The sequence below is a fragment of the Thalassotalea algicola genome, from assembly GCF_012932965.1.
In the GTDB taxonomy this organism is placed as follows: domain Bacteria; phylum Pseudomonadota; class Gammaproteobacteria; order Enterobacterales; family Alteromonadaceae; genus Thalassotalea_F; species Thalassotalea_F algicola.
Genome location: NZ_JABBXH010000005.1, coordinates 137,891 through 162,448 on the forward strand (window position 1 = coordinate 137,891; position 24,558 = coordinate 162,448).

The 24,558-nt window shown below is 36.0% G+C and carries 23 protein-coding genes; 13 read left to right on the forward strand and 10 right to left on the reverse strand.

The features are described 5' to 3' along the window. Positions 1-56: 56 nt before the first annotated feature. Entirely contained in the window at positions 57-1,790 is a 1,734-nt protein-coding gene (locus HII17_RS15465) for a tetratricopeptide repeat-containing sulfotransferase family protein (protein WP_169076272.1), read from the forward strand. Positions 1,791-1,797: 7 nt separating this feature from the next. Here the strand turns inward: HII17_RS15465 and HII17_RS15470 are convergent, their stop codons facing one another. From HII17_RS15470 to HII17_RS15480, 3 genes are read right to left on the reverse strand one after another with little or no spacing between them, the layout of a single operon-like run. Next, complete coding sequence (locus HII17_RS15470) at positions 1,798-2,493, reverse strand: sulfotransferase family protein (protein WP_169076273.1); 696 nt, start codon at positions 2,491-2,493, stop codon at positions 1,798-1,800. A 32-nt stretch (positions 2,494-2,525) separates the two neighbouring features. Further along, positions 2,526-3,797, reverse strand: a complete 1,272-nt coding sequence (locus tag HII17_RS15475; protein ID WP_169076274.1) for a lipopolysaccharide biosynthesis protein — start codon at positions 3,795-3,797, stop codon at positions 2,526-2,528. Between the two features lie 3 nt (positions 3,798-3,800). Then, complete coding sequence (locus HII17_RS15480) at positions 3,801-4,964, reverse strand: glycosyltransferase (RefSeq protein WP_169076275.1); 1,164 nt, start codon at positions 4,962-4,964, stop codon at positions 3,801-3,803. 62 nt (positions 4,965-5,026) lie between these two features. Here HII17_RS15480 and HII17_RS15485 point away from each other — a divergent pair, with 62 nt between their 5' ends. The 6 genes from HII17_RS15485 (at position 5,027) to HII17_RS15510 (ending at position 11,185) form a co-directional block, all read left to right on the forward strand. Further along, positions 5,027-5,716, forward strand: a complete 690-nt coding sequence (locus tag HII17_RS15485; RefSeq protein ID WP_169076276.1) for a sulfotransferase family 2 domain-containing protein — start codon at positions 5,027-5,029, stop codon at positions 5,714-5,716. Positions 5,717-5,821: 105 nt separating this feature from the next. Beyond that, a complete protein-coding gene (locus HII17_RS15490; RefSeq protein WP_211185383.1) occupies positions 5,822-6,736 on the forward strand; it encodes a Wzz/FepE/Etk N-terminal domain-containing protein in 915 nt (304 codons plus the stop codon). A 17-nt stretch (positions 6,737-6,753) separates the two neighbouring features. Continuing rightward, complete coding sequence (locus tag HII17_RS19235; RefSeq protein WP_169076278.1) at positions 6,754-7,869, forward strand: glycosyltransferase; 1,116 nt, start codon at positions 6,754-6,756, stop codon at positions 7,867-7,869. Then, the gene (locus tag HII17_RS15500) at positions 7,850-9,088 is read left to right on the forward strand and encodes a hypothetical protein (RefSeq protein WP_169076279.1); all 1,239 of its coding nucleotides are present in this window, start codon (positions 7,850-7,852) and stop codon (positions 9,086-9,088) included. Before HII17_RS19235 ends, HII17_RS15500 begins: the two co-directional genes overlap by 20 nt. Next, positions 9,078-9,962 carry a glycosyltransferase gene (locus tag HII17_RS15505; protein WP_169076280.1) on the forward strand — a complete coding sequence of 295 codons (885 nt, stop codon included), beginning with the start codon at positions 9,078-9,080 and terminating at the stop codon, positions 9,960-9,962. Before HII17_RS15500 ends, HII17_RS15505 begins: the two co-directional genes overlap by 11 nt. Continuing rightward, positions 9,962-11,185, forward strand: a complete 1,224-nt coding sequence (locus tag HII17_RS15510; RefSeq protein WP_169076281.1) for a glycosyltransferase family 4 protein — start codon at positions 9,962-9,964, stop codon at positions 11,183-11,185. Before HII17_RS15505 ends, HII17_RS15510 begins: the two co-directional genes overlap by 1 nt. 210 nt (positions 11,186-11,395) lie before the next feature. Here HII17_RS15510 and HII17_RS15515 read toward each other — a convergent pair whose 3' ends face one another. Then, positions 11,396-13,348: a YncE family protein gene (locus HII17_RS15515; RefSeq protein ID WP_169076282.1), complete on the reverse strand. Its 1,953-nt coding sequence runs from the start codon at positions 13,346-13,348 to the stop codon at positions 11,396-11,398. A gap of 364 nt (positions 13,349-13,712) precedes the next feature. Here HII17_RS15515 and HII17_RS15520 point away from each other — a divergent pair, with 364 nt between their 5' ends. After that, entirely contained in the window at positions 13,713-14,927 is a 1,215-nt protein-coding gene (locus HII17_RS15520) for a glycoside hydrolase family 88 protein (RefSeq protein WP_169076283.1), read from the forward strand. Positions 14,928-15,151: 224 nt separating this feature from the next. On the opposite strand, the gene HII17_RS15525 is transcribed toward HII17_RS15520, so the two are convergent. Together HII17_RS15525 and HII17_RS19405 are read right to left on the reverse strand one after the other, a co-directional pair. After that, positions 15,152-15,922 carry a hypothetical protein gene (locus HII17_RS15525; protein ID WP_169076284.1) on the reverse strand — a complete coding sequence of 257 codons (771 nt, stop codon included), beginning with the start codon at positions 15,920-15,922 and terminating at the stop codon, positions 15,152-15,154. A gap of 79 nt (positions 15,923-16,001) precedes the next feature. Further along, a complete protein-coding gene (locus HII17_RS19405; protein ID WP_408033891.1) occupies positions 16,002-16,280 on the reverse strand; it encodes a DUF6170 family protein in 279 nt (92 codons plus the stop codon). Between the two features lie 160 nt (positions 16,281-16,440). Here HII17_RS19405 and ribH point away from each other — a divergent pair, with 160 nt between their 5' ends. The 4 genes from ribH to HII17_RS15545 are packed head-to-tail and all read left to right on the forward strand — an operon-like array spanning position 16,441 to position 18,800. Beyond that, positions 16,441-16,905 carry a 6,7-dimethyl-8-ribityllumazine synthase gene (gene ribH / locus HII17_RS15530; protein WP_169076285.1) on the forward strand — a complete coding sequence of 155 codons (465 nt, stop codon included), beginning with the start codon at positions 16,441-16,443 and terminating at the stop codon, positions 16,903-16,905. A 15-nt stretch (positions 16,906-16,920) separates the two neighbouring features. Then, entirely contained in the window at positions 16,921-17,337 is a 417-nt protein-coding gene (gene nusB / locus HII17_RS15535) for a transcription antitermination factor NusB (RefSeq protein ID WP_169076286.1), read from the forward strand. Between the two features lie 22 nt (positions 17,338-17,359). Then, on the forward strand, positions 17,360-18,325 hold the full coding sequence (thiL, locus tag HII17_RS15540; protein ID WP_169076287.1) for a thiamine-phosphate kinase: 966 nt from the start codon (positions 17,360-17,362) through the stop codon (positions 18,323-18,325). Next, positions 18,318-18,800: a phosphatidylglycerophosphatase A family protein gene (locus HII17_RS15545; protein ID WP_169076288.1), complete on the forward strand. Its 483-nt coding sequence runs from the start codon at positions 18,318-18,320 to the stop codon at positions 18,798-18,800. Before thiL ends, HII17_RS15545 begins: the two co-directional genes overlap by 8 nt. A gap of 79 nt (positions 18,801-18,879) precedes the next feature. Here HII17_RS15545 and serA read toward each other — a convergent pair whose 3' ends face one another. The 4 genes from serA to HII17_RS15565 form a co-directional block, all read right to left on the reverse strand. Further along, the gene (gene serA, locus HII17_RS15550) at positions 18,880-20,109 is read right to left on the reverse strand and encodes a phosphoglycerate dehydrogenase (protein ID WP_169076289.1); all 1,230 of its coding nucleotides are present in this window, start codon (positions 20,107-20,109) and stop codon (positions 18,880-18,882) included. A gap of 93 nt (positions 20,110-20,202) precedes the next feature. Then, complete coding sequence (gene rpiA, locus HII17_RS15555) at positions 20,203-20,856, reverse strand: ribose-5-phosphate isomerase RpiA (protein WP_169076290.1); 654 nt, start codon at positions 20,854-20,856, stop codon at positions 20,203-20,205. 77 nt (positions 20,857-20,933) lie between these two features. Beyond that, entirely contained in the window at positions 20,934-21,533 is a 600-nt protein-coding gene (locus HII17_RS15560) for a 5-formyltetrahydrofolate cyclo-ligase (RefSeq protein WP_169076291.1), read from the reverse strand. 64 nt (positions 21,534-21,597) lie between these two features. Next, on the reverse strand, positions 21,598-23,043 hold the full coding sequence (locus tag HII17_RS15565; protein ID WP_169076292.1) for a peptide MFS transporter: 1,446 nt from the start codon (positions 23,041-23,043) through the stop codon (positions 21,598-21,600). Positions 23,044-23,447: 404 nt separating this feature from the next. On the opposite strand from HII17_RS15565, the gene galU reads away from it, so the two are divergent. Beyond that, on the forward strand, positions 23,448-24,344 hold the full coding sequence (galU, locus tag HII17_RS15570) for a UTP--glucose-1-phosphate uridylyltransferase GalU (RefSeq protein WP_169076293.1): 897 nt from the start codon (positions 23,448-23,450) through the stop codon (positions 24,342-24,344). Positions 24,345-24,558: the final 214 nt, after the last annotated feature.

The window sequence follows — 24,558 nt, forward strand, 5'->3', positions numbered from 1 at the left end:
CGGCTCGCTTTTTTATTTCTACAAATAAAGTTTTAGGTTGTCGATAAATGCGGTCGTTGAATTCTGTATATAGCGAAGTAAAAGAAAGTGTAGGCACAAAAGATTACAGCCGTGCTTTGGTGTTAATAAAAAATGTGTACAAAAAAAACGCTTTAGTAAGTGTTGCGGACCGATTCCAATTTAAGTATTTAGAAACATATTGCTACCTACAGCTATCTAAAGCTGATAAAGCTGAAGCATCGATTTTAGAACGTTCTTTATATACTAAAGAACAGCAAGTAAAATTAGTAAATTTGCTTGCCGCTTATTTTAGCAGCCAGCAGACAGCTAACCTTATTAAAGCAGAAAATTACTTAGAAGAGAGTTGTAGACTAGACTGTAGCGTTAACAATGCTCAAATGTTATTTTCCTTATTTAAGTTCTATTCGGCAACTTATGATGTTCAGAATGCAGAACGTTTGTGGAAGCAATTGGTTAAGTGGAAAAACACCTTTGAACCAGCGATGTTAGAAAGGTTGGAGTATGCTAGTCGTCTTAACCTATCGACTATATTCAATGACACAATTGCTGAGCTTATTAAGAATTTTAGAATGCTATCTGAACAGGGGTGTTATACGTTAATATATACTTTGGCAACATTTAATCAAAAAGAAGAGGCTGAAAGGCTTTTAAGAGGTAATTCTGCTTCATCCCTAACTATGGAAGATGCCAAGTTATTGAAAGCATCTATTTTGTTTGAAGATAACGACTTTAAAGGTTGTTTTAAGCTGTTAAATAGCTTAGAAAATCAAACTGTTCAGAGTTTAAACCAAATGGCAAAGTGTCAGGAAAAAATGGAGCAGCATAATGATGCTTTTGAGTTATTTGAACGTAGTGCAAAGTCATATTTAGAGCAAAGTGCGAAATTTAAATTTGCTAATATATTGAACAGCTATAAATCCTTAAACTTAAGTAAGATTCAAGCTAAAAACCAAGAAGGATTTGAATCGATAAATATAGAGAATAAAAGTTACAAACTTTGTTTCATGATAGGTTTTCCACGCTCAGGAACAACATTGCTAGAAAATATACTCGATAGCCAAAGTAGTATCTTCACATTGCCAGAACTTGGTTTGATTAATCGAGTTATTAGCATTTATCAGGCGGTTACGGATAAACCTTACCCTAAAGGGTTGGAATATTTAACCGAGCGTCAGAAGGCAGAATTAAGAGCTTACTATTGCCGCTTGCTAGCAAACATTATTGAATGTAGTGAGGAGAATATTGAGGATGAAATGTCATTAGTTATTGATAAAATGCCTTTAAATACTATCCATCTACCTCTGATAAAAGTGCTATTCCCAAATGCTAAGTTTATATTTTCTGCCCGTCACCCGCTTGATGTTGTGTTAAGTAACTTTCAGCAGTTCTATAATTTAAATCGTGAAATGTCATTTCTTATATCGCTGGACTCCACTGTTAAACGCTATGTTGAGGTTTTAGAGTATTTTGAAATGTGCAGGGCAGCTCTAAAATTAAACCTTTGTATAGCAAAATATGAAGATCTTGTGTGTAATTTTGATGCTGAGGTTAATAATATCTTTAAGTTTTTAGGGGTGGTACCATCAAATAATTACAGGGACTTTAATAAACTAGCAAAAAATAAAACGATTAAAACCCCTTCTAGAAGTCAAGTTAACCAAGCAATCTATAAAGGCGCTACCTACAAGTGGCAAAATTACCAAGAACAATTAAACCCTTACATTGAACAACTGAAACCTGTGATAGATAAACTAAATTATTCTATTTAATGTGTTTTTAAAACGTATAGTCAAAGAGTGCTATATCTTTTTTGTATAGTTCACCAATGAATTCTTTAGATTCATCATCATAGAATTCTTTATACGATGGAGAAGGTTGGCTTTTCTTGGACTTTTTAGGAAATAGCTTTTTCTTCAAAACATGAGCTAGTGAACCATCTTGGGTTTTATTTTTATGAGGGAGATCTAGTGGTTGGCCGCATAAAGTTTGAGTAATGGAAGCAAAGTCTTCTTTTAGGTTTTCAAATTTTCCTACAAAATCTACCATTAAATTGTCATTATTGTCGTAGATGAATTGATATTGTGGCATGACATGCCTATAAATGCCGTTATGCTCTTTGTAATCATCTACGCCTTCTTCAGGGAAGTGGTTAAATAAGAAATCTTTAAATGCAAATTTGTGTTGTTTATATCTGTATTCTGAAACTAGTCTGTCCCATGGGTTTCTAACAATGGTGAACTTAAATAACTTACTTAGCTCGTCTTTAGTTAAGTAACCGTAGTCAAGGTACTCTTGGGTTGTTAAGTGCGCTAAACGAGGAGGGCCTAATTCAGGGGTTGAATTAGGCTTTAGTAGCATTGCCTCACGTTGTTCCCAGCTCAGTCCTGCTCTCTCTAAAAATACCGACTCTATGCTTTGGCCAGCCGTCTTTGGAATGTGAATGTATAAACAGTTATCGAACGTAGAAATCATGGGTTAATACTAATTAAAAATTTTGGCGTATTTTAACGTAAAGCCTTTGTGTTATATACTTTTTTGTTAACAAAATAATAGCTTAAAAGGTTTTGACTAGCTATTGCTATGGTCGTCGTTATTGCTGCTCCAAGTGCTTTATATTCGGGAATTAAAATAAATGCTAATGCCAGAGTTAATATAGCGATAAATAAGCTGTTATTTCGGTGTAGTTTTTCGTGCCCAGTCATAATAAGCAAATTAACAGCAGATCCTGTTGATAGGTTAATAAACTGTCCTAGCACTAGAACTTGAAGCCAAACGACACCTTGGCTGTATGTTGGGCCAAATATATTGAGTATAAATTCAGCGAATGTAATGGCAATAACACTACTGAATATTGCTATACCAATAAGTAACTTTTGAATATTTTTGACCAATGACTTTAGCTGCTGTATCTCTCCGTTTGCATAAAGTTGAGCAAATTTTGGGGCGTTTACTGCATTGATTGCCACGAGGAAAAATGGCATCAATAACGACACTTTCAATGCTATGTAATAAACCCCTACATCGCTTGCATCAGTATGTTTTGCTAGGAACAGCGTAGAAAATTGTTGGATGGTTATCGCAACAAGTGAAACTACCCATAGGGACGCACCGCTATTTAACAATGATTTTAATTGAGCTTTATCTGTAATTAGGTTAAAACTTTCTATCCTGCAGCATTTAAAAAAACTTAGAGTACAGGCTAAACAATTTGATATAAACACTAGTTTAATTAATGCCTGAGCACTTGTTGGTGAGGTAATTAAAATAAGCACTGTTGAAAAAGATAAAGTGAATAACCCACTAAAGATTAATGACAGACTTGCTTGCTGTACTCCTCTAAGCATTCCAGAATTTATCGCTAAGAAAACAGAGGGAAGTATCATAATCGCAATGTATGAACTTAAAGAGCCCAAATCCTTTTTATTAAAAATATAGGTAAGTGTACTCTCTCCAATTAGGTAGAAAACCCAACTGATGGATAAACTTATGGTTAACGAGACTAAAAGTGCTGTGTAGTAAAAATTAGGGTGGCTATTATTTTTAAACCAAAGCGCGCTGCGTTTTATAATTGCTGTATCAAGCCCAAATTTACAGGTGGTTGCTAAAACAATAATTAACAGTTGGACAATAGAAAATAGCCCAAATTCATGGGGAGTAAGGTGCAGGGTTGCTGAATAATTAAATAGTAAGCTTATGGCTGCCGTTGCAATTTTTATTGCTAGGGGTAGTGCTGACTTTCGGATAAGCGTCTTTTTGGAATCGATTTTTTCAGACATTTTTTATTGCTTTATAATAGCTTTTTCCAATAGTTTATTTACTTTTCTTGCTATATTCTCTGATGAAAAGTTTTGGTGAATAAAGTGGCTTTTATCCTCTGATTCTTTCCTTTTCCTTTGTTCATAACTTTTATTTAACATAGCTTCAGATAAAGTACTAACGTTAAATGAGGGAAGTATTGTTTCTTTTAATGTTTTTATTGTAGGTTCTGGGCCGCCACAAGAAGAAGAGATAACAGACTTTCCAAGCGCTAACGCTTCGTGAACGGCCACTGAAAATGTTTCGTATGCTGAAGCTAATAAATAACAATCAGAAGTGGTCATTTCTTTTACTACTTGCGAACGAGGAAGCTCACCTAAAAAATGCACCGCATTATCGACTTTTAGTGTCTTCGAAAGTGTAATCAATTCTTCTATTTGTTCGCCATTTCCGATGATTTTTAACCTAATGTTTGAGTTGCTTGATAGAGCCTTAGCAAATGCTTTTATTATTACATCAATTTGTTTGATGGGGCGTAAATAAGCTACGACGACAAAAGTGTAATGGTTACTTTCATTCGGTTGTTCTGGCAGTTTAAAACTATCAACATCAATTATATTCCCTATTATATTTATATTTCTATTAACCCCAAATTCATGCAAGTCATTTGCTAAACTTTCTGATACTGCAACAACGCTTGAGGCATTGTCAAAAGCTTGTTTAATTAAAGGGACTTCTTTTTTTTGATAATATTTGGTGTGAAAAGACGATGCATGTTCAGTAATAACAAAAGGGATTTTGTATTTTTTTGAAATATAATGTGCAGCGAGACCAGCAGAGCCAAACGGACCTAAAGCGCAACTGTGTGCATGTAAAACATCAGGGGAACCATTATCTGCTATATATTTTTTGTATAGTTTTTCATATTGCTTAATTCTATTCCAAATATTGAATTGTCTTAATTTGGGGATGGTAAAATAGGAGCTTTTGTAGATTGGCAAGCCATCTTTAGTGCATGTCTTTCCGGGTCTCCAATGTTGTACTCCTTTAAAAGATACAGCGTTAGGGTGGATGATTGCCACTTTATGTCCGAGATTAAGTAAAGCTATAGACTGATCTTTAAAAAAAGAACCCAAAGTTGGGTTTTTTGTATTTTCAAACCAGGAAGGGAGAACCAAAATATTCATTAAACTTCACATTAAAACAGGTTGCACAACAAATTATTAAGTTGGCTTGTTATTGGTGATAAATGATAACATTAAACAAAATTCACAGAAATATTAATTTAAAGAGAATGTTAGGCAGTTTCACCAAACGAATATTCAAGCGTATTCCTTTATCGTATTACCCATTCAAACCATTTATGCATAAACATAAATGCATTTTTGTTCATATCCCTAAAAATGCAGGTAGTAGTGTATTAGCGCTTTTTAATGATAAAAACGGTAGGAAACATGCTAAATGGTACGATTTTTATGAGTCTAATGATTACTTTTTTAAAAAATATGTAAAATTCGCCATAGTTAGAGAGCCTGTATCTCGCTTAAAATCTGCTTATAGATATGGTATGCAAGGGGGAAATCAATCGCCTTCTGATTTGAAGTTAAAAGAGTATATAGAAGCACATTCACATGATTTTGAAAGCTTTGTTGCTAACGTACTTTCATACGATTTCGTAATGGAACAACCTTTATTTTATCCGCAATACTTGTTTGTTTTTGATAGAGAGCTGAATTGTAAAGTTGATGAGTTACTAAAGTATGAGAATCTACAAAAGGATTGGCATATGTTTTCTCAAAAGTATTCCTTTCCTAAGGAATTACCTTGGAAGAATAGTAGCCAAAAAGTAAAGCAGTTAGAGACGCTTAGTGACATAACTGAGGGTAAAATTAAACAAATATATAACAAGGATTTCATCCTTTTAAACTATAAAACTTAGTAATTTTATAGTTTTCTTCTAGTTGCATTTCGTTTGCTTAGGTAGAATACCTATTCATAATTTTTAGTTCGATTTCAGGTAATTATTATTTAAAGGGGACTTTCATTGCATAGTTTGGATAAAAAACAAGATATTTCATTATCCGAGATCTTTCATGTGTTATTTAAAGCCAAGCTTTTAATTGTTTTAGGAACATTAGTGTTTGCAGCGATTTCCGTTGCTTTTTCTATGTATTTGCCTAATCAATATAAGTCTAAGGCAACAATTATAATTAACACAGAGTCGTCGAGTAAACTTGCCTCTTTAGCAGGGAATCTAAGCGGACTTGCTGGCATGGCGGGAATTAGCCTTGGAAAACAGGATAGTTCTAATCCCCTAATAGCCAAGGAGTTAGTGAGTTCCCAAAAATTTATTTTGGACTTTATAGAAAAAAATAACGTGCTTGTTCCTTTAATGGCTGCTAAGGGATGGGATTCAGTCAATAATAAATTGATTTTGGATGCATCTAAATATGACGCACAACATGGGATATGGTTATTAGGTGAAAACCCTAGCAAAAAGTCTTTTCCTAAAAGGGAAAATATTGTTAAGGAATTTAAAGAGGTCATTCAGCTATCAGAAGATAGTAAAACTGGAATTATAACTTTGAGTGCGGAATTTTATTCTCCGGCTCTAGCTCAAAAGTGGCTAGAAATGTTTATTGATGAAATTAATGAAACAATTCGACAGTCAGACATTGAGCAATCAACTAAGAGTATTAGTTATTTGACTGATTTAATTAATGAAACTGAGAATACTCATTTACTTGAAACTTTTAATACGCTGATTCAAGAAGAATCTAAAAAGCTTATGTTAAGTAAAGTGAGACTTGATTATGTGTTTAAACCCATTGATCCGCCTAATTTACCTGAAAAAAAATCTAACCCACGAAGAGCTATTATTTGTATCGTTGGCACATTTATCGGAGGATTTTTAATGTGTTTTGGGGTGTTGGTTCGATATTTCCTAAGTCATAAATAAGCACATAAAGGTAATTTGTGAAGTCATCTCCACTAAAGATCGCATTTATAGCACCAGGTTCGTTACTTCATACCGTTAAATGGATTAATGGACTTGCCGCAGATACAAATCTTGCTGTTACTCTTATTACTCAACATAAAATAGAAGATAAAGTGGATGACAGGGTTAACATTCGATATCTACCCTTTAGCGGTGGCAAAGGGTATATTTTAAATGCACTAGCACTGAACAAAGAAATAAACAGATTGCTCCCCGATGTGATTAACGTTCATTATGCAAGTGGCTATGGGACTTTAGCATTATTATCTAATATTAAACCTTATATTTTGTCTGTGTGGGGAAGTGACGTTTATGAATTTCCATTTCAGTCTAAATTAAAGTATTGGTTGATTAGAAAGTCACTAAACAATGCTAAAAGAATAGCCTCAACTAGTCATGCTATGGCTAAACAAACACGTACATTAATAGGTGATCGTAAACTACCTATTGCTATAACTCCATTTGGCGTTGATTTATCACGTTTTAACGCCAAAACTGAACCATTTAACTCTGAATTCATTACCGTAGGAGTAGTTAAACGCCTAGAATATAAGTATGGCATTGATTTACTAATAGACGCATTTGCGGCTTTGAAAAGTCACTACCGTGATATAGACCGCTCATTCGCCGCCAAACTGAAGTTGATGATCGTGGGTGACGGTAGTTTGGAAAATGAGCTAATTGTTCAGTGTGATAAGTTGAACATTTATGAAGATGTAGAGTTTGTTGGAGCGGTTAACAACAATCAGGTACCTGATTATATTGACCAGATTGATTTATTTGTTGTACCTAGTCGGATTGAAAGTTTCGGTGTAGCTGCAATAGAGGCGTTAGCCTGTGAACGACCGTGCATCGTAGCTAATACAGGTGGATTGCCTGAGGTAGTCATTAATAAGAATACTGGATTAGTCTGTGATTACGAATCTGCAGAGTCGATAGCCCAATGCCTAATTTGGGCAATTGAAAACCCGCAACTTGTCGTTGAAATGGGGAAACAAGGTAGAGAAGACGTATTGCGAAAATATAGTCAGCAAGCAGCAATTGATATTATGAAAAAAGAATATATAGCCTTCTATGACGACTACAGTAAGTAATATTTATTTAAAAAGCTCGCATGCTTGGCGCTTTGTTGTTTTTATGGTGTTTCTGGTTGTAGGTCCTTCGCTGGCATTATTGCAACTGAAGGGCTTCCATTTATCTGTTTTTTTTCTAGCCTTAGTAGGCTTTCTATATCTTATAAAAACTAAAAGCCTTGATATTAAGCAAGCACAGTTATGTATGGTATATTCGGTTTTTATCGGAAGCTGGTTTGTTGTGCATGCATACTTAGGCGTTATTTCCACTAGGTATATTACTTATTTATTTTATTTTACTTTCACGTTAGCCGTTTTCTATTTCTCCTTTAGAGCCTTAATTACATTAGAAAAAGAGACGTTATTTAAGATAATTCAAACGTTTATTTATGTTGATCTATTTATCGTCATGTTGGAAGTGATTGCTAATCAGGCCATATTTAACTTTTATCCGTTAGTAGGTAGTGAATATCAAGTAGGCTCAGCATTTTGGTCGAATATGAATACCAATGCAACGGCACTTATTTTATTTAATACATCGTTATATTTTCTTAATTTTAAACGGGCTTTTTACGTTAATACTATACCACTAATGGTATTGTCATTAGTGGTTGATGCTAAGCTTTGTTTTATAGCAGCGACAGCTCAAATAGTATTAACACAAATGTTGGCTAGTGGATTGGCTAGAGTGATCTTTATTACGTCATTGGCAGTCGTTATCCCTATTATCGTGATTGTTTTTCAGCAGCAGCTAAATTATGTCATTTATACTTTTTATCAAGCTTTAGATTTTCTTTCAAATACTGAGGCGTTAGAAGCCATTGTTTCATCTGGTAACATGTTTTCTGTGGCAATACGTGCCTTCGCCTTATCTGAAATGTTAAACTTAGTATCTGAATTTTCAATATTAAACTGGGTGTTTGGTATTGGTTTTGGCAACATAAATATTTCTTTCGTTAATAACGAATGGGGCGGACTCATTGAATATTTTGCACCACATTTGTTTTATCTAGAAATGACAATTTATGCTGGTATTAATTATTACATATTTTATTTTTTAGTGATGAAAATTATAGGTGGTAGATTAGCATGGCGCAGTATGTTAATTGCTTGCCCAACGCTTGGCTCAGTTATCGCTATTAGTTCCGCTGTTTACTTTTTACCTTTGTATTTCTTTTTAGCGGTATTAGTTTATTGGGAGTACCAGCAATTGAATAAAGAGACATTAAATGCAAAATAATGCGTTAGTCACAGTTTATATAGCCACACATAATCGTTCTGACATGCTTATAAGAGCCATAAAGTCAGTATTAAGACAATCATATAGCCCAATTGAAATTATTGTTGCAGATGATTGTTCAATTGATGATACCTACCAAAAGCTACAGCCTTTTATTGAAAGTAACCAAGTACGTTATATTAAGAATGAAAAAGCTCAGGGTGCTTGTGTAGCGAGAAACAAGGCAATAGATATAGCGAAAGGTGAGTTTATTACTGGTATGGATGATGACGATGCTATGGAGCCTAATCGTATTGAGCATCTTTTAGAAGAATACTTATCTGATGACTATTCATGTATTGCTAGCTCAATTAAAGAGCGAACACCGCAAGGAGACATTGTTCGTAAAATGGACATTGGTGATGTGCATTTGGATGATTTGCTTCATTATAATATTCTTGGCAATCAAGTGTTAACGCGAACTGAATATTTACGCTCTATAGGTGGTTTTGATCCTGAAATGCCAGCATTTCAAGATTATGATACTTGGGTGAGACTAGTGAGCAAGTTTGGTGTAGCGAAAAAATCGACACATGCAAGTTACGTGTGGTTTACCGATCATGCTCATGGCAGAATTAGTGAAAGTTCCGATAAACGCAAAAAAGCATTTAACAACTTCTACCAGAAACACTCGCCGCTAATGAATCACGCTCATAAAAATTCATTTGAGATTCTCAGACGGAAATTGGTTAATGAACCATATGGATTTTTCGATTTTATTAAGTTAACAAATAAAGGTAATTGGAAAGCATCACTTTCTTTGTTTGTTAATCAAAACATAAGAGCACTTAAATACTTATTAGATTTAACACGAACGAAATTTAATTCAAAATAATGCACATTCTTTTTCTTACAGATAATTTCCCTCCTGAGGGAAACGCGCCTGCTACACGGACATTCGAGCATGCAAGAGAGTGGGTGAAAGAAGGGCATAAGGTTACAGTGATCACTTGTGCACCAAACTTTCCTGAGGGGAGGGTATTTGAAGGTTACAAAAATTCTTTATATTCTCGCTCAAATATGGATGGAATTGATGTAGTTAGAGTAAAGACCTTTATTTCTTCTAATGAAGGTTTCGTCCTAAGAATACTCGACTTTATTTCTTTTATGTTTTCATCGTTTTTGGCCGGATTATTACAGCGAAAAGTAGACGTTATAGTAGCCACATCCCCGCAATTTTTTACAGCGGTATCCGGCTGGGCATTATCCACAGTTAAACGCAAAAAGTTTGTTTTTGAATTGCGAGACATATGGCCTGCATCAATTACTGCTGTTGGAGCAATGAAAGATTCTTGGGCTATAAAAATTTTAGAAAAACTAGAAATGTTTCTATACCGACGCGCTGATAGCATAATCTCTGTAACTAAATCGTTTAAACAGGAGTTGATAGAGCGGGGCATTGATGGCGGTAAGATTTCAGTAGTATTAAATGGTGTTGACCTGTCCAAGTACCAGCTACAGAGAAAAAAAGATAAATATTTTTCTGAAAAGTACAAATTAGAAAATAAGTTTGTTGTTGGTTATATAGGTACACATGGCTTGGCACATGCGCTTGAACATGTCATAGAGGCTGCTGAACTATTACAGGCTGATGAAAATATTCGTTTTCTGTTTGCTGGCGGTGGTGCGGCTAAAGATAAATTAGTTAAACTTGTAGATGAAAAGCAGTTGACTAATGTTGTCTTTATTGCTCGTCAGCCGAAAGAAAGTATGCCTTCTATTTGGAGTTTGTGTGATGTTTCGCTTATTAGCCTACGAGATACGCCACTTTTTAAAACGGTGATACCTTCTAAAATATTTGAATCAATGGGGATGGGGCTGCCAATGCTTGCCCCTATTCCTAAAGGAGAAGCGAGTGAAATTATTGAACTGGCAAATGCGGGTATTATTTGCTCTCCTGAAAATGGCGATACCCTTGCTGAAAAAGTCGTCGAACTTATCAGCTCAGAAAAGCTATTACACCAATATCAACAGAATAGTTTAGCGGCAGCAGCTCAGTTTGATAGAAAACAAATGGCCAGCTTGATGTTAGATGTTGTAGAGAGGTTAACAAAATAAATCTAAAAAAAACAACAGGGTAAGGTTATACTATTGTTTTCCTAAATCTGTTAAGGACAACAATGAAAACCTGCACATGGATAATGGCTACATTTTTATTTATTCAAGGACTAACTGACAAAGTTGGCCCTTGAATGCCTTGGTGGTTGAAAATAAATCCAAGGCCTTAGGATTATTTTTTTCATTAATATTAGATTTCGCTGTAATTTTTTACTTTGAAATAATTACATGCTCACCGTTTTTCAAATCTAATTGCTTGACCACATTGAAATAGGTTCCAACCAGTTGATCTTTTGATGTTGAGGTAATATCAAAGAATGAATTTGCCAAGCCTGCTCTTGGAGCCGCACAGGTATTACTTTCTATATTATAAATGGCTAAGGAAGCACTACCGACGACATATAATACTTGGTTATCTTCATCTAAAAACAATTGTTCAACGCCCCAATCACCAGGGGCAAGTATTTCTTCATTATAGGAGCTTAGGCAACTATCTAATATGATTGATTTATCATTGTTTGATAAGTTAACCGAAAAAATAGCGCCTAATGATTGACTTAATACGTAGGCGATATTGTTTGTTGAGTTAATTTTTACATCAGTTGTACTAGAATTCCCATCCTTGTTATTTCCAAAGCCACTAGTTAAAGTATTTAATACTTTGGTTGATAAGTCTAGCGCCATTAGTGAAGAGTTTTCTGTGTCAGTAATGAGCAGTTTGTTATTTGCTTTATCTAAGTCAAAACCAGTAAATGTTCCCCTGTAATAGTTGCTACTCTTTACATTGATAAGTTCAGTAATAGTTTTGGTAGCGAGGTCAAATAAATGCACATTGTTACTAAGCAAAACATAGAGTTGTTGAGACTCGTCATCGATGAGAATGTCGTTAATTGCTCCATAGACGGAAAGGTTTGATAGTGGGCTTCTATCGCCTGTGCTTAAGTTAATACTATATAACATCTTCGACTCGCTCTCTCCTATATAGAGCTTTTTATTCTTTTTAGAATAAGCAATATCTGTTGGAGTAGTTAGTTTTCTTCCTTCGCCTATGCCATTTTTAAACGTCTCTTTTCGTTCACCAGTGGATAAGTTTATTTCAATTAATGTGTCAGTGCTTAAGTCTAATACCATTAACTCATTATTTTGTTCATCAATTTGGCTATGCCTAAAATAGCCTATTTTTAGGTTGGCTTCATCAGCCTCATTAGATATTCGTGTTAATTCGCCAGTTGCAATATTTAATTCGATCACTCCACTGCTATCGATCAAGTATGCTAAGCCTGTAATAGAATGTATGTTGATTGATTTTAGTGGTGAATTGTAAGTGCGTTTTGCTAATTCTGGTGTTTCACCTTCATTAGCGATTGTTAATATTAGATCATCTAAACCAGTAAAATATAATAAGCCATTAAAAAAGGCTAAGCGCCCTTGTCCTACTTGAGCACCATTATGATAAAAATCATCTAACTTATCAGTCGACATATATAGACTGAGTTTGTCGTTGTCAAAACTATACTTATAGATGGCTAGTTTGGTTCTTGCTGACCTTAAGCGGACAAGAAAGTATGTCGCATTTTGCGGCTCAACATGCAGCATATCTTCTAATAAAGAATAATCTATTTCTGGATTATTTTGTTTCATATCATAATTAAATAATGAGACTCCAGAATTTGAGGTCAATGACACAGCTGAAGCTTTTAGGCTTCCCCCATATGAGGAAGCGGTTATTGCTAACGAAAGTGAGTTGTTATAAGTAATATGACTGCCGCTAATATTACCAACTGAAAGTGTAGATGCTGTTCCATCTGATAAATTTAGTACCATAATCCCAGATGAATAGCCTATTAAGCGATGGTTCTCATTATCTATTGTGAACATGTACGGTAAGTCTAAAGAACTTAAGGAAAATTGACCTGCTTTGTTATTTCTATGCCCGTTGCTGCTTTGTGTTTGTATATTAATATTTTGTTTAAATGATTTTTTTACCGGAATTTTGGCTTGCCATTGTATTGTTGAGTTTGTTTGAGAAATGTCAGCCGAGACACCCTCTATAACAATATCTGCTATTCCATCATCTTCCGTTGCTGTTCCTTTTATAGTTAATGTTGACGCATCCGTTTTTGCCGAGGAAATTGGAAACGTTATTTCAACCTTTGGTGCCAATGACTCATCATTAACAAAAGTAATAGGTGGGTTTTCTTTTTCTGTAGTGTCTTCTTTAACTGATTAGCTGTTACAACCAAGTAATAAGAAAAAGACAAGATAACTGATATATTTTTTCATTATTAAATCCATTTAATATTAAGTTTTTATGATCGGATTATTGAATATATATAAGTTAATTACTAGATTATTTAAATTAATTAATTGAACTTGCATTAAATGGCTTTTTAAAATGTTAATCTCATCAATGCTTACAGCAGAATAAAAAAACTTGTAAAATCAGTTCTCTTTTGAATTACACTAAACTAATAAACGAACGATCAGATTCATTCTTGAATCTAATTATCACTGCAATAAAGCTATTATGTTTAAATTATCTTTTATTAAATTTTCAAGACTCTGTGCAATATGTTTTATTGCAATTACTATTATCGGTTGCAACGGTGAAAGCAAGCAGCATAATTTTACAGACTTAAATGAGAATAATTTATCTCGAGAACAAGTCATTGAAATAGCTATTGAAAAATATTATAAGTTTGCGAAAGAGCGCTCCCCGATAGACGGTTACCCACGCTCTGTTGAGAATGAACACTGGGTATTAACCAATTGGAAAAGTTGGACCGATGGCTTTTTTCCTGGCATTTTATGGCAATTATCAATTGTTGACCCGAGTATACTTGAACAAGCAAAAACATGGACTTTACCATTGGAAAGCCATACGACTATGCCGAGTCATGATTTGGGCTTTATTATCAATAATAGCTTTGGTAAAGCTTATCGGTTAACAGGAGATATAGATTATTTACCTATGTTAGAAAAGGCTACTAACAATTTGTCTAGTAGATTTAATATGAATGTAGGTGCAACACGTTCATGGGACTTTGGTTCATATAGTTTCCCAGTAATTGTAGATAACATGATGAATTTAGCTTTGCTTTTTGATAGCAGTAAAGTACTAAATTCAGAACCATATTATTCGCAAGCGGTGGCCCACGCTTATACTACATTGGATAATCATGTAAGAAATGATGGTACTAGCTTTCACTTAGTTGACTTTTCGCCATTGAGTGGAGAGGTAATTAACAAAGTTACTGTGCAGGGATTAGCAGACGATTCAACATGGGCGAGAGGGCAAGCTTGGGGGCTTTATGGTTTTACTCTCGCATTTATCGAATCCGGTGAAATAGAATTTTTGGTGGCTGCAGAAAAACTAGCTAACTATTTTATTGATAACTTACCCGAAGATTCAATTCCTTATTGGGATTTTTATGTGAATGACTTGTCTGAACCAAGAGACAGTTCGGCGGGGGCGATAGCTGCATCAGGTTTATGGATGCTGTCAAAGCAAACAAATGACCCAATTCTGGAAGATAAATTTAGAAAGGCTTCCCTGACAATTGTCGACAGCCTAATTTCTGAAGACTACTTTAATCAAGATGATAAATACCCAGCACTTCTGATGCACGCGACCGGAAATAAGCCTGGAGATAAAGAAGTTGATACTTCATTAATTTACGCTGATTACTACCTAATTGAAGCACTTTTAATGCAATTAGGGTATATGGAACTACCTGTTTAAAATAGTAATTACAAACCTATGATGTTATTTCTTGATAAATATTAAATTCATAATTTTGGCTGTGCTCTAAACTAGTACACTCTTAGTGAGTAGACAGTTTGGCTACTTTAATTACTCTCTTAATTTCATTCACATTCCTCTCGATTAAGCTTGTGGAATAAATGCAACTATCTTTTATTTTGTTTTAATGATTACTTAATTCTAAGCATATTAGCTTTATCTATTTACTTAGGAGTATTAAAGTTATCCATGCGGATCATTATTTGCTTTAGGGGATCGTGCTCTTCGTTATACCCTTTATTCCAATACATTCCCCATTGAATAGCGTGAACCCCTGATTCAGATTTGGTTTTGTATTCAACGTCACTTATTACATTATCATTTACTATTAGCGAAGCTTGACCAGCATCACTAATAATGAACTCAATATGATAATTAACGCCAATTTCAATGTGTATTTCACCGTTTAAGCGGTTTTTTGGCAAATGAGATGGATTACCAATTTGAGCTGGGTAGAGCCATTGCCAACTATTGTCATAATGCCTTAAGAAAAATTTTCCATTATTGTGTTCAATTTTCAACGTTGAAATAGGACGGTTGCCATCTTCGTCATCAGGATAGATTCGCACCCAATCTTGAAAAATGATGATATATTCTGGTGGGTTGTTTTGACTAATTGATAACAGTTGAAATTCGAATGAGTGGTTAACCACCCTATCAGGTTTATAATTTCGATCAGCGTAGTTAATATCTATTTTTCGGCATATTTCTCTTTTGTCATAGGAGCATGAGTTTTTTGTATGGCTAGTAAATACCCATGAACGTTCGTCAATGATGTCGATTGTCCCGTTATAAGCAAAATGATAGTGAAGACCATCTATTACAGCATTTTCAATTTCATCTTCAGGTTTATTTTCACCAATACAGCTACTTAACATCAATAGAGAGAAAGAACAAAAAATAAAGCGAACAAAAAAATTTAGGGATAAATTCATGGGTTTTAGGGTTTGTACTAATTATTATTTATATTAAGTTTCTCAAATCTACCCCTAAATGGGTATAAATTTCAACAGGCTATTTTATTATGTGTCTTTTGTAAAAAGTCATTTTTATAGGGTTAAAAATGAAAAGTTTTATAGCAAACAAAATAGCTAACGAGAGAATTAACATTTCCCACTCTTGTCTTGCTAAAAATAAAAAGGGAGGGATAAACATTATTAACTTTAATAAATTAAGTATTAACTTTTCAGGTACAGTCAGCTTTTGCTCTGCAAAATAAAGCTTCTCCCGTCTATCTTGAATTGATAAATCGGCTAGCTCAGGTATATCTTTTGAAGAAAAGTAAAATTTCATAAATTAATAAAGTTAATGTTTTTCATAATATATTACCTAAATACCTTGATAAATCCTAATTGTTGAATAAGAAAGGTAATTTATTTAACTCACAAACAAGTACCTAAAACTGCTAATTTTTGTTAGAATCGCGACAATTTTTTATCCAAGGTAAAATTCAATGAACGTAATCGAAGGTAATTTCGAAGCTAAAGGCAAAAAGTTTGCTATCGTTGTTTCACGTTTTAATGACTTTGTTGTTAATTCGCTATTAGAAGGTGCAGTTGATACCTTAAAGCGCCACGGTAATGTAAACGATGAAGACATTACGGTTGTTAAAGTGCCTGGTGCATACGAGTTGCCATTAACAGCACAAAAAATTGCTGAGAAAAGTGAATTTGACGCAATTATCGCAATCGGAGCGGTAATTCGTGGTGGTACACCCCATTTTGATTTTGTTGCAGGTGAATGTAATAAAGGCCTAGCGCAAGTCGCTTTATCAGCTTCTGTTCCTGTTTCATTTGGTGTAATAACGACTGATTCTATTGAGCAAGCAATTGAACGTGCTGGTTGTAAAATGGGTAACAAAGGCGGTGAAGCCGCTCTTGGTGCACTTGAAATGGTTAACGTGCTGTCTCAGCTTTAATATAAGGATTAGATAGTGAAACCTACTCCTAGAAGAAAAGCTCGTGAATTGGCGGTTCAAGCCGTATATTCATGGCAATTAAGTAACAACGAAATTGCTGATGTTGAAGCACACTTTCTAACAGAAAATGCTAAACGCCGATTTGATATCGAATATTTTCAGCAATTATTCCGTGGTGTTACGGCTAAATTATCGCAACTTGATGAAGCGATTGCACCGCATGTAGAGCGCCCACTTGACGAAATCGATCATGTTGAAAAAGCAATATTGCGAACTGCAATTTATGAGCTGAGCGACTGCCAAGATGTACCATACAAAGTGATCATCAATGAAGCGATTGAATTAGCTAAATCATTCGCAGCAGACGATAGCCATAAATTTGTAAACGGTGTATTGGACAAGATTGTTAAAGACTTTCGTCCAAACGAGTAAACCATTCACGTAAGAAGTTCTTATGAAAGAGTTTGATCTAATCAAGCGCTACTTCGCTGAGCAGCCTGTTCAGCGAAAAGATGTGTTGTTGGGAATTGGTGACGATTGCGCCATTGTTGTTGCTGACGACAAACATCATATTGCCATTACTACCGACACCTTAGTTTCAGGTGTTCACTTTTTTGAAGATACAGATCCGCGAGCAATTGGTCATAAGTCAATTGCTGTGAGCTTGTCTGATTTAGCTGCGATGGGCGCTGAACCTAGCTGGATTTCACTTGCTATATCAATGCCTTCGATTGATGAAGATTGGGTGGAACAGTTTTGTGCTGGCGTCTTTGAGCTCTCAGAATATTATAATGTTCAATTAATCGGTGGTGATACCACAAGCGGGCCGTTAAGCATAACGGTAACTGCCCAAGGGCTTACTCCTGTCGATAAACGTCTTACGCGTGCCGGCGCAAATGCTGGCGATTGGATATATGTGACTGGTGAAATAGGTGATGCAGCACTTGCATTGCAATATTTGCTTAAAAATGTTGCTGTAGAAGAAGTGTACCGTGACCAACTGTTAACTAAGTTACATTACCCTAAGCCAAAAGTATTAGCAGGCCAACTTCTTAAAGAGTATGCCTCTTCGGCAATTGACTTGTCTGATGGATTGATAGGTGATTTAAATCATATCTGTCAGGCTTCAAATGTTGGTGCAAACTTAGTTTTAGATTCAATACCACTATCTCAGGCGTTAGTTGAAACGTTAGGGCTAGAGCAGGGTGTTAAGCTGGCATTAAATGGTGGTGATGATTACGAGCTACTGTTTACCGTTTCTGAAGACAATAAAGTAGGCATGGAAACCGCATTAAACAATGCCAATGTTAAGCATACTTGTATTGGTCAACTAAATGGCAATGACAAAATAACGACCACTTTAGATAATCAGCCTATTCAGATTGACGCTAAAGGGTTTGAGCATTTTCTTCATGACTAAGCAGCCTGCTCATAAGCTATTTAAATTAAGCGATCCTGTTCAGTTCCTAGCTGTTGGCTTTGGTTCTGGTCTAGCGCCTAAAGCTCCGGGTACTTTCGGTACACTAGCGGCAATTCCTATTTATTTGCTAATGGCGCTATATTTATTTCCAGCAGCCTATTTAGCGATAACCATACTAGTGTCGGTTTTAGGTATTTGGATTTGTGATAAAGCCGCTAAAGATGTAAATGTACATGATCACCCTGCCATTGTATGGGACGAAATAGCAGGCTTTTTAATTACCATGGCATTTGTACCTTTATCTTTGAGTAATGTTCTTTTAGGGTTTGTGCTGTTTCGTATTTTCGATATATTTAAACCTTGGCCTATTTCTATTGCTGACAAAAAAGTGCATGGCGGCTTGGGTATCATGTTAGATGATGTCTTGGCGGGAGTATTCGCCTGCCTTTCACTACATCTGATTATTAGCTTTTAAGTTACCGCAGAGATAGTAGCAATTAAAAAGCCGAGCATTTAGCTCGGCTTTTTGTTGATGTAATCTTGTCTTTGAATTGCTAGTGAAGAATACGTGCTCTAATTGTACCTTCAATTTGCTTAAGCTCATTCAATGCTGCTTCACTGTTTTCAGTTTCAACATCAATTACGACGTAACCAATTTTATCGTCAGTTTGTAGGTACTGGGCAGCAATATTAACGTTATGTTGAGCAAAAGCGTTGTTAATTGCAGTAAGTACACCTGGTTGGTTATGGTGGATATGTAATAAGCGAGACGTACCAGTGTGTCCTGGCAGCGATACTTCAGGGAAGTTTACTGCTGATAGTGTTGAACCATTGTCTGAGTACTTAGCTAGTTTGCTTGCGACTTCTAAACCAATGTTCTCTTGTGCTTCTTGGGTACTACCACCAATGTGTGGCGTTAAAATACAGTTGTCGAATTCGCGTAATGGTGAAATAAACTCTTCATCGTTACCTTTTGGCTCAACTGGGAACACGTCAATCGCTGCGCCACCAACCTTTTTAGCACCTAACGCTTCAGCTAATGCGTCAATATCAACAACCGTGCCTCGAGAGGCGTTAATGAAAATAGCACCTTGCTTCATTACTTCAAATTCAGCGGCACCAATCATGTTTTGTGTTTGGACTGTTTCTGGTACATGTAAGCTGATGACATCTGCTTCTTTTAATAACGCAGTAAGCGATGGTGCTTGGCTTGCGTTACCCAATGGAAGCTTAGTTTCAATATCGTAAAAACGAACCTTCATGCCAATAGTTTCAGCCATAATACCAAGTTGAGTACCGATATGGCCGTATCCAATAATACCTAATGTTTTACCACGAGCCTCTACAGAGCCAACTGCAGATTTATTCCACTCGCCTCTATGTGCCATCGCATTCTTTTCAGGGATGCCGCGAAGTAAAAGCAGGATTTCACCCAATACTAGCTCAGCAACCGAGCGAGTATTTGAAAATGGTGCGTTAAATACTGGAATACCACGTATTTGTGCTGCAGGCAGCTCTACTTGGTTTGTACCGATACAAAAACAGCCAATAGCGACTAACTTACTCGCATGGCTTAACACTTTGTCTGTGAGGTGAGTTCGAGAACGAATACCGATGAAGTGAACATCTTTAATTTTTTCAATAAGATCAGCTTCAGCTAACGAAGTTTTTACATATTCGATATTGCTGTAACCTTTTGCTTTTAGTTCTTCAAGTGCACTTTGGTGTACACCTTCAAGTAATAAAATCTTAATTTTTTCTTTTGCAAGCGAGTTCTTGTTCATGTCATTCATTCAATTGGTTTAGATGGCTAGATTTCTAAACTAACATATAGTGTTAAAACTCTAAAGTGTTAATTTAGATATTCTGCTGGTTATTTATAACTCTTTTACACCGTTGCTTGTGCCAAGTAATAACTTATCAGCGCCACGGCATGCAAATAAACCGTTAGTTACGACACCTACGATTGCATTGATGGCAATTTCAGTCGCTTTCGGGTCAATAATGCTCATATTGTGAACATCAAGAATAACATTACCGTTATCGGTTACTACACCTTGACGGTATACAGGATCACCACCTAATTTTACGAGCTCGCGTGCAACATAACTGCGCGCCATTGGAATCACTTCAACCGGCAATGGAAATTGACCAAGCACGCCCACTTGCTTGCTGTCGTCCGCGATACAGATAAACTCTTTGGCAACGGCTGCGACAATTTTTTCACGGGTCAGGGCGGCACCACCACCTTTTATCATGTGCATATGCTCGGTAATTTCATCAGCGCCATCAATATAAACATCTAGCTGATCGACATCATTTAAACTAAAAACTTCAATACCATACGACTTGAGTTTTTCAGTCGATTGCTCAGAGCTAGATACTGCACCTCTAATTTGATCTTTTATTTCAGCTAATGCATCGATGAAGTGATTGACTGTAGAGCCAGTACCTACACCTACGATTGAATCCGGTTTTACAAATTTAACAGCCGCTTGGCCAACGGCTTTTTTTAATTCGTCTTGAGTCATAAAAGGGCCTATTACCATGATTGGTTTAGTTTAGTTTTGTGATGAAATTAAGTGGCTAAATTATATAGTAAGCCAGTTTACTCTGCCTTAATTATTCTTGTTGGCGTTATAATTTTTGGGATAGGGATATCCCAAGGTTCAATAGGCACATTATCAACCTGTTGGCAGTCGTGAGCTAGCCCAATCGTGTATGGTTTTTTAGTGTTAGTTGCCTGAGCCAATGTGCGATCATAAAACCCGCCGCCCATACCTAAACGCTGACCTTTATCGTCAAATGCAACCAGTGGTGTAAAAATTAATTCGACATTTTTGAAAGGTACAACCTGAGTCACATCTAGCTTGGGCTCGGCAATACTATATTTATTGTTATGCATTAATGTATCTGGCTTGTATTGCAAAAATATGAGATGGCCTTTGGTAAAAGGGTGCAAAACGGGAAGCAATACGTGCTTACCTTGCTGCCAGCACCAATTAATGAGAGGTTTAGTGTCCAGCTCACCATCATTTGCTAAGTAAATTGCTATTGAGTTAGCTTGAATTACTTCGCTAAGCTTACTCGCTTGTTGCACTAGCTGCTCTGCAGCCTGGTGTTGAAAGTTTTCATCAAGGTGGTTTCGCTTATGGCGAGTTTGAATTCTAATTTTTTCACGTTGATTGGCATTGTTGCTTTGTGGCATAGAAAACTCTAGGTATAAAAAAAGCTAGCCTAAGGCTAGCTTTTTTAGTGATAAAATCAAATGATTAGTTATGATTTTCCGGCATAGCTTCATGTGTACCGGTAACTGAAAGTTCTTCTTCCAGCTTCTCTTCCATATCGTGACTAGATTCACCTTCAGCACCGTGCATCCACTCAACTAGTTTGTTGGCACTGATAAAGATGATTAATGCGGTAATTAACGCACCAAGACCAACACCCATAAATATGGTACCAGCATTCGTTACTTGCTCTTCACCTTCACCAACGAATTGGCCAATGAATGCGGCAAGTTTATTAGATAATGCCGTAAAGAAGAACCAAACACCCATTAATAATGAAGTGAATTTCACCGGCGCTAATTTAGATACTAACGATAGGCCAATTGGTGATAAGCATAATTCACCTAACGTATGGAAAAGGTAAGCAAACACTAAGAACAGCATACTTACTTTAATTGTCGTATCGCCGTCTTGAACCATAGTTGCCCATAACATGACGAAGAAACCTAACGCTAAGAACACCATAGCTAAAGCAAACTTCACTGGAGATGTTGGCTCCTTGCTACCCATTTTAACCCATATAGACGCTATAACAGGTGCTAGTAGGATGATGAACATTGCATTTAATGATTGAAACCATGTTGCAGGTACTTCAAAACCCATAAAGTTACGATCGGTAAACTGAGACGCGTAGATGTTGAATAAGCCACCCGCTTGCTCAAATCCAGCCCAGAAGATTACTGAGAATACACTCATGATTAAGATTACTTTCGTACGATCTTTTTCTTCTTTTGTTAATGCGCGCGCTTTTAAGTCTTCTTTAGATTCTTTAGCTTTGTTAGCTGAAGGCTCAACACCAATTTCACCTAAATATTTATTAGCTAGTGTAAGCTGTAGCGCAAGACCAATTAACATACCGCAACCAGCGGCGATGAAGCCGTAATGCCAGTTAACTTTTTCACCCAAGTAACCAACGATTAGTGGTGATAAGAAAGCACCTAAGTTGATACCCATGTAGAAAATCGTAAATGCAGCGTCACGGCGGTGATCGCCATCTTCGTATAGATCACCTACTAAGCTTGATACGTTGGCTTTGAATAAACCGTTACCACAGATAATTAGCACTAAGCCAATATAGAACACCATTTCTTCCATACCAGGAATCATGGTTTTAGGAATACCTAGCGTAAAGTAACCGGCAGAAAATAAAATACCGCCTAAAATAATTGCTTTACGTTGACCAATAAAGTTATCAGCTAACCAACCACCAATCATAGGTGTTAAGTAAACTGCCATGGTGAATGTGCCGTATAAGCCAAGCGCGTCACCTGTTGACCAGCCAAAACCACCATCTTGTACACTTGCTACTAAATAAAGTACCAACAATGCACGCATACCGTAGTAACCGAAACGTTCCCACATTTCAGTACCAAATAACAGGAAGAGTCCTTTCGGGTGACCTAAAAAAGTACCCGCATTAGGTTTATTCATATAATTATCCTTTCCTAATCTGAGGTCCATATTCATTACAGAAACTTCATTCTGTAGAAAAAATGTACGCTCAAGTCATCACAAAAATTTATACAGCCCGTGTTATACCTTTGCTAGAGAAGAAAGGCAAGGCTGTAAAGTTAAGCAGTTTGAAATATAAGGTGAAATAATTCATGGAGTATTTAATCTAATTTCTAGCTTGGAGTGTTTAACTAAATTCACCTCATAGGTGATTCTTTTTCAACTATTTACTCGATTGCATGACTACCACCGGTAATAATAGTCGGGTATTATGTTTGTGCATGATGTCGCGAGCTATAGATAACAAGTTTTTTGATACTGATATAGCTAGTGAAATTTCATTGATGAGTTTGTAATTATAAAGAGTGATATTAAGGAAGTTTATGTCAGGTCAGATTAGAAAAGCGGTAATACCAGTAGCTGGTTTAGGTACACGTATGTTACCAGCAACCAAAGCCATTCCAAAAGAAATGCTGCCAATTGTCGATAAACCATTAATTCAGTATATCGTTAATGAATGTGTTTCTGCTGGGATCAAAGAAATCATTCTCGTTACACACTCTTCAAAAAATGCCATTGAAAACCATTTTGATAAATCATTTGAATTAGAAACAACATTAGAGAAGCGTGTAAAACGTCAGCTACTCGAAGAAATTCAATCGATTTGCCCTAAAGATGTCACCATTATGCATGTGCGACAAGGTGAAGCTAAAGGACTTGGGCATGCGGTATTAAAGGCACATCCGCTGGTTGGTAATGAACCATTTGTAGTTGTACTACCTGATGTTGTTTTAGACGATGCAAGTGCTGATGCAAAAGTAGAAAACTTAGCAGCGATGATGAACCGGTTTAGTGAATGTGGTCATAGCCAAATTATGGTTGAACCTGTGCCCATGGAAAAGGTGAGTAGCTACGGTGTAGTTGATTGCGGCGGCGCAAAGCTTATGGCCGGTGAAGTAGCACCAATGACTGAAGTTGTTGAAAAGCCAGCTATTGATGAAGCACCATCGAACTTGGCGGTTGTTGGACGATATGTGTTATCAGCGCAAATTTGGGACTTGCTTGCATATACTCCACCAGGTGCTGGCGATGAAATTCAATTGACTGATGCCATTGCAAGTTTAATGAAAGTAGAGACGGTTGAAGCTTTTCATATGACAGGGAAATCACACGATTGTGGCTCAAAGCTAGGTTACATGAAAGCAAATGTTGAATATGCACTTAGGCACCCTGAACTTAAAGAGCGCTTTTCAGAATATTTAAAGTCTCTAGCACTGTAGTTGCTAAATTAAATATTTAAGCTTTAGAACAATTTAAAATAGTGGTGATACGCCACTATTTCTCATATCATAAGTAGTAGGCCAAGGAATAAGTAATTCAAACTTATTTCTCACCTTTAAAAACTATATTAATCAGTTTTTAAATAACTTTAAGTTATATGAAAGCTGATTGTTATATGGTTTACAAATTTTTTCTATGCCAAACTACGGCTAT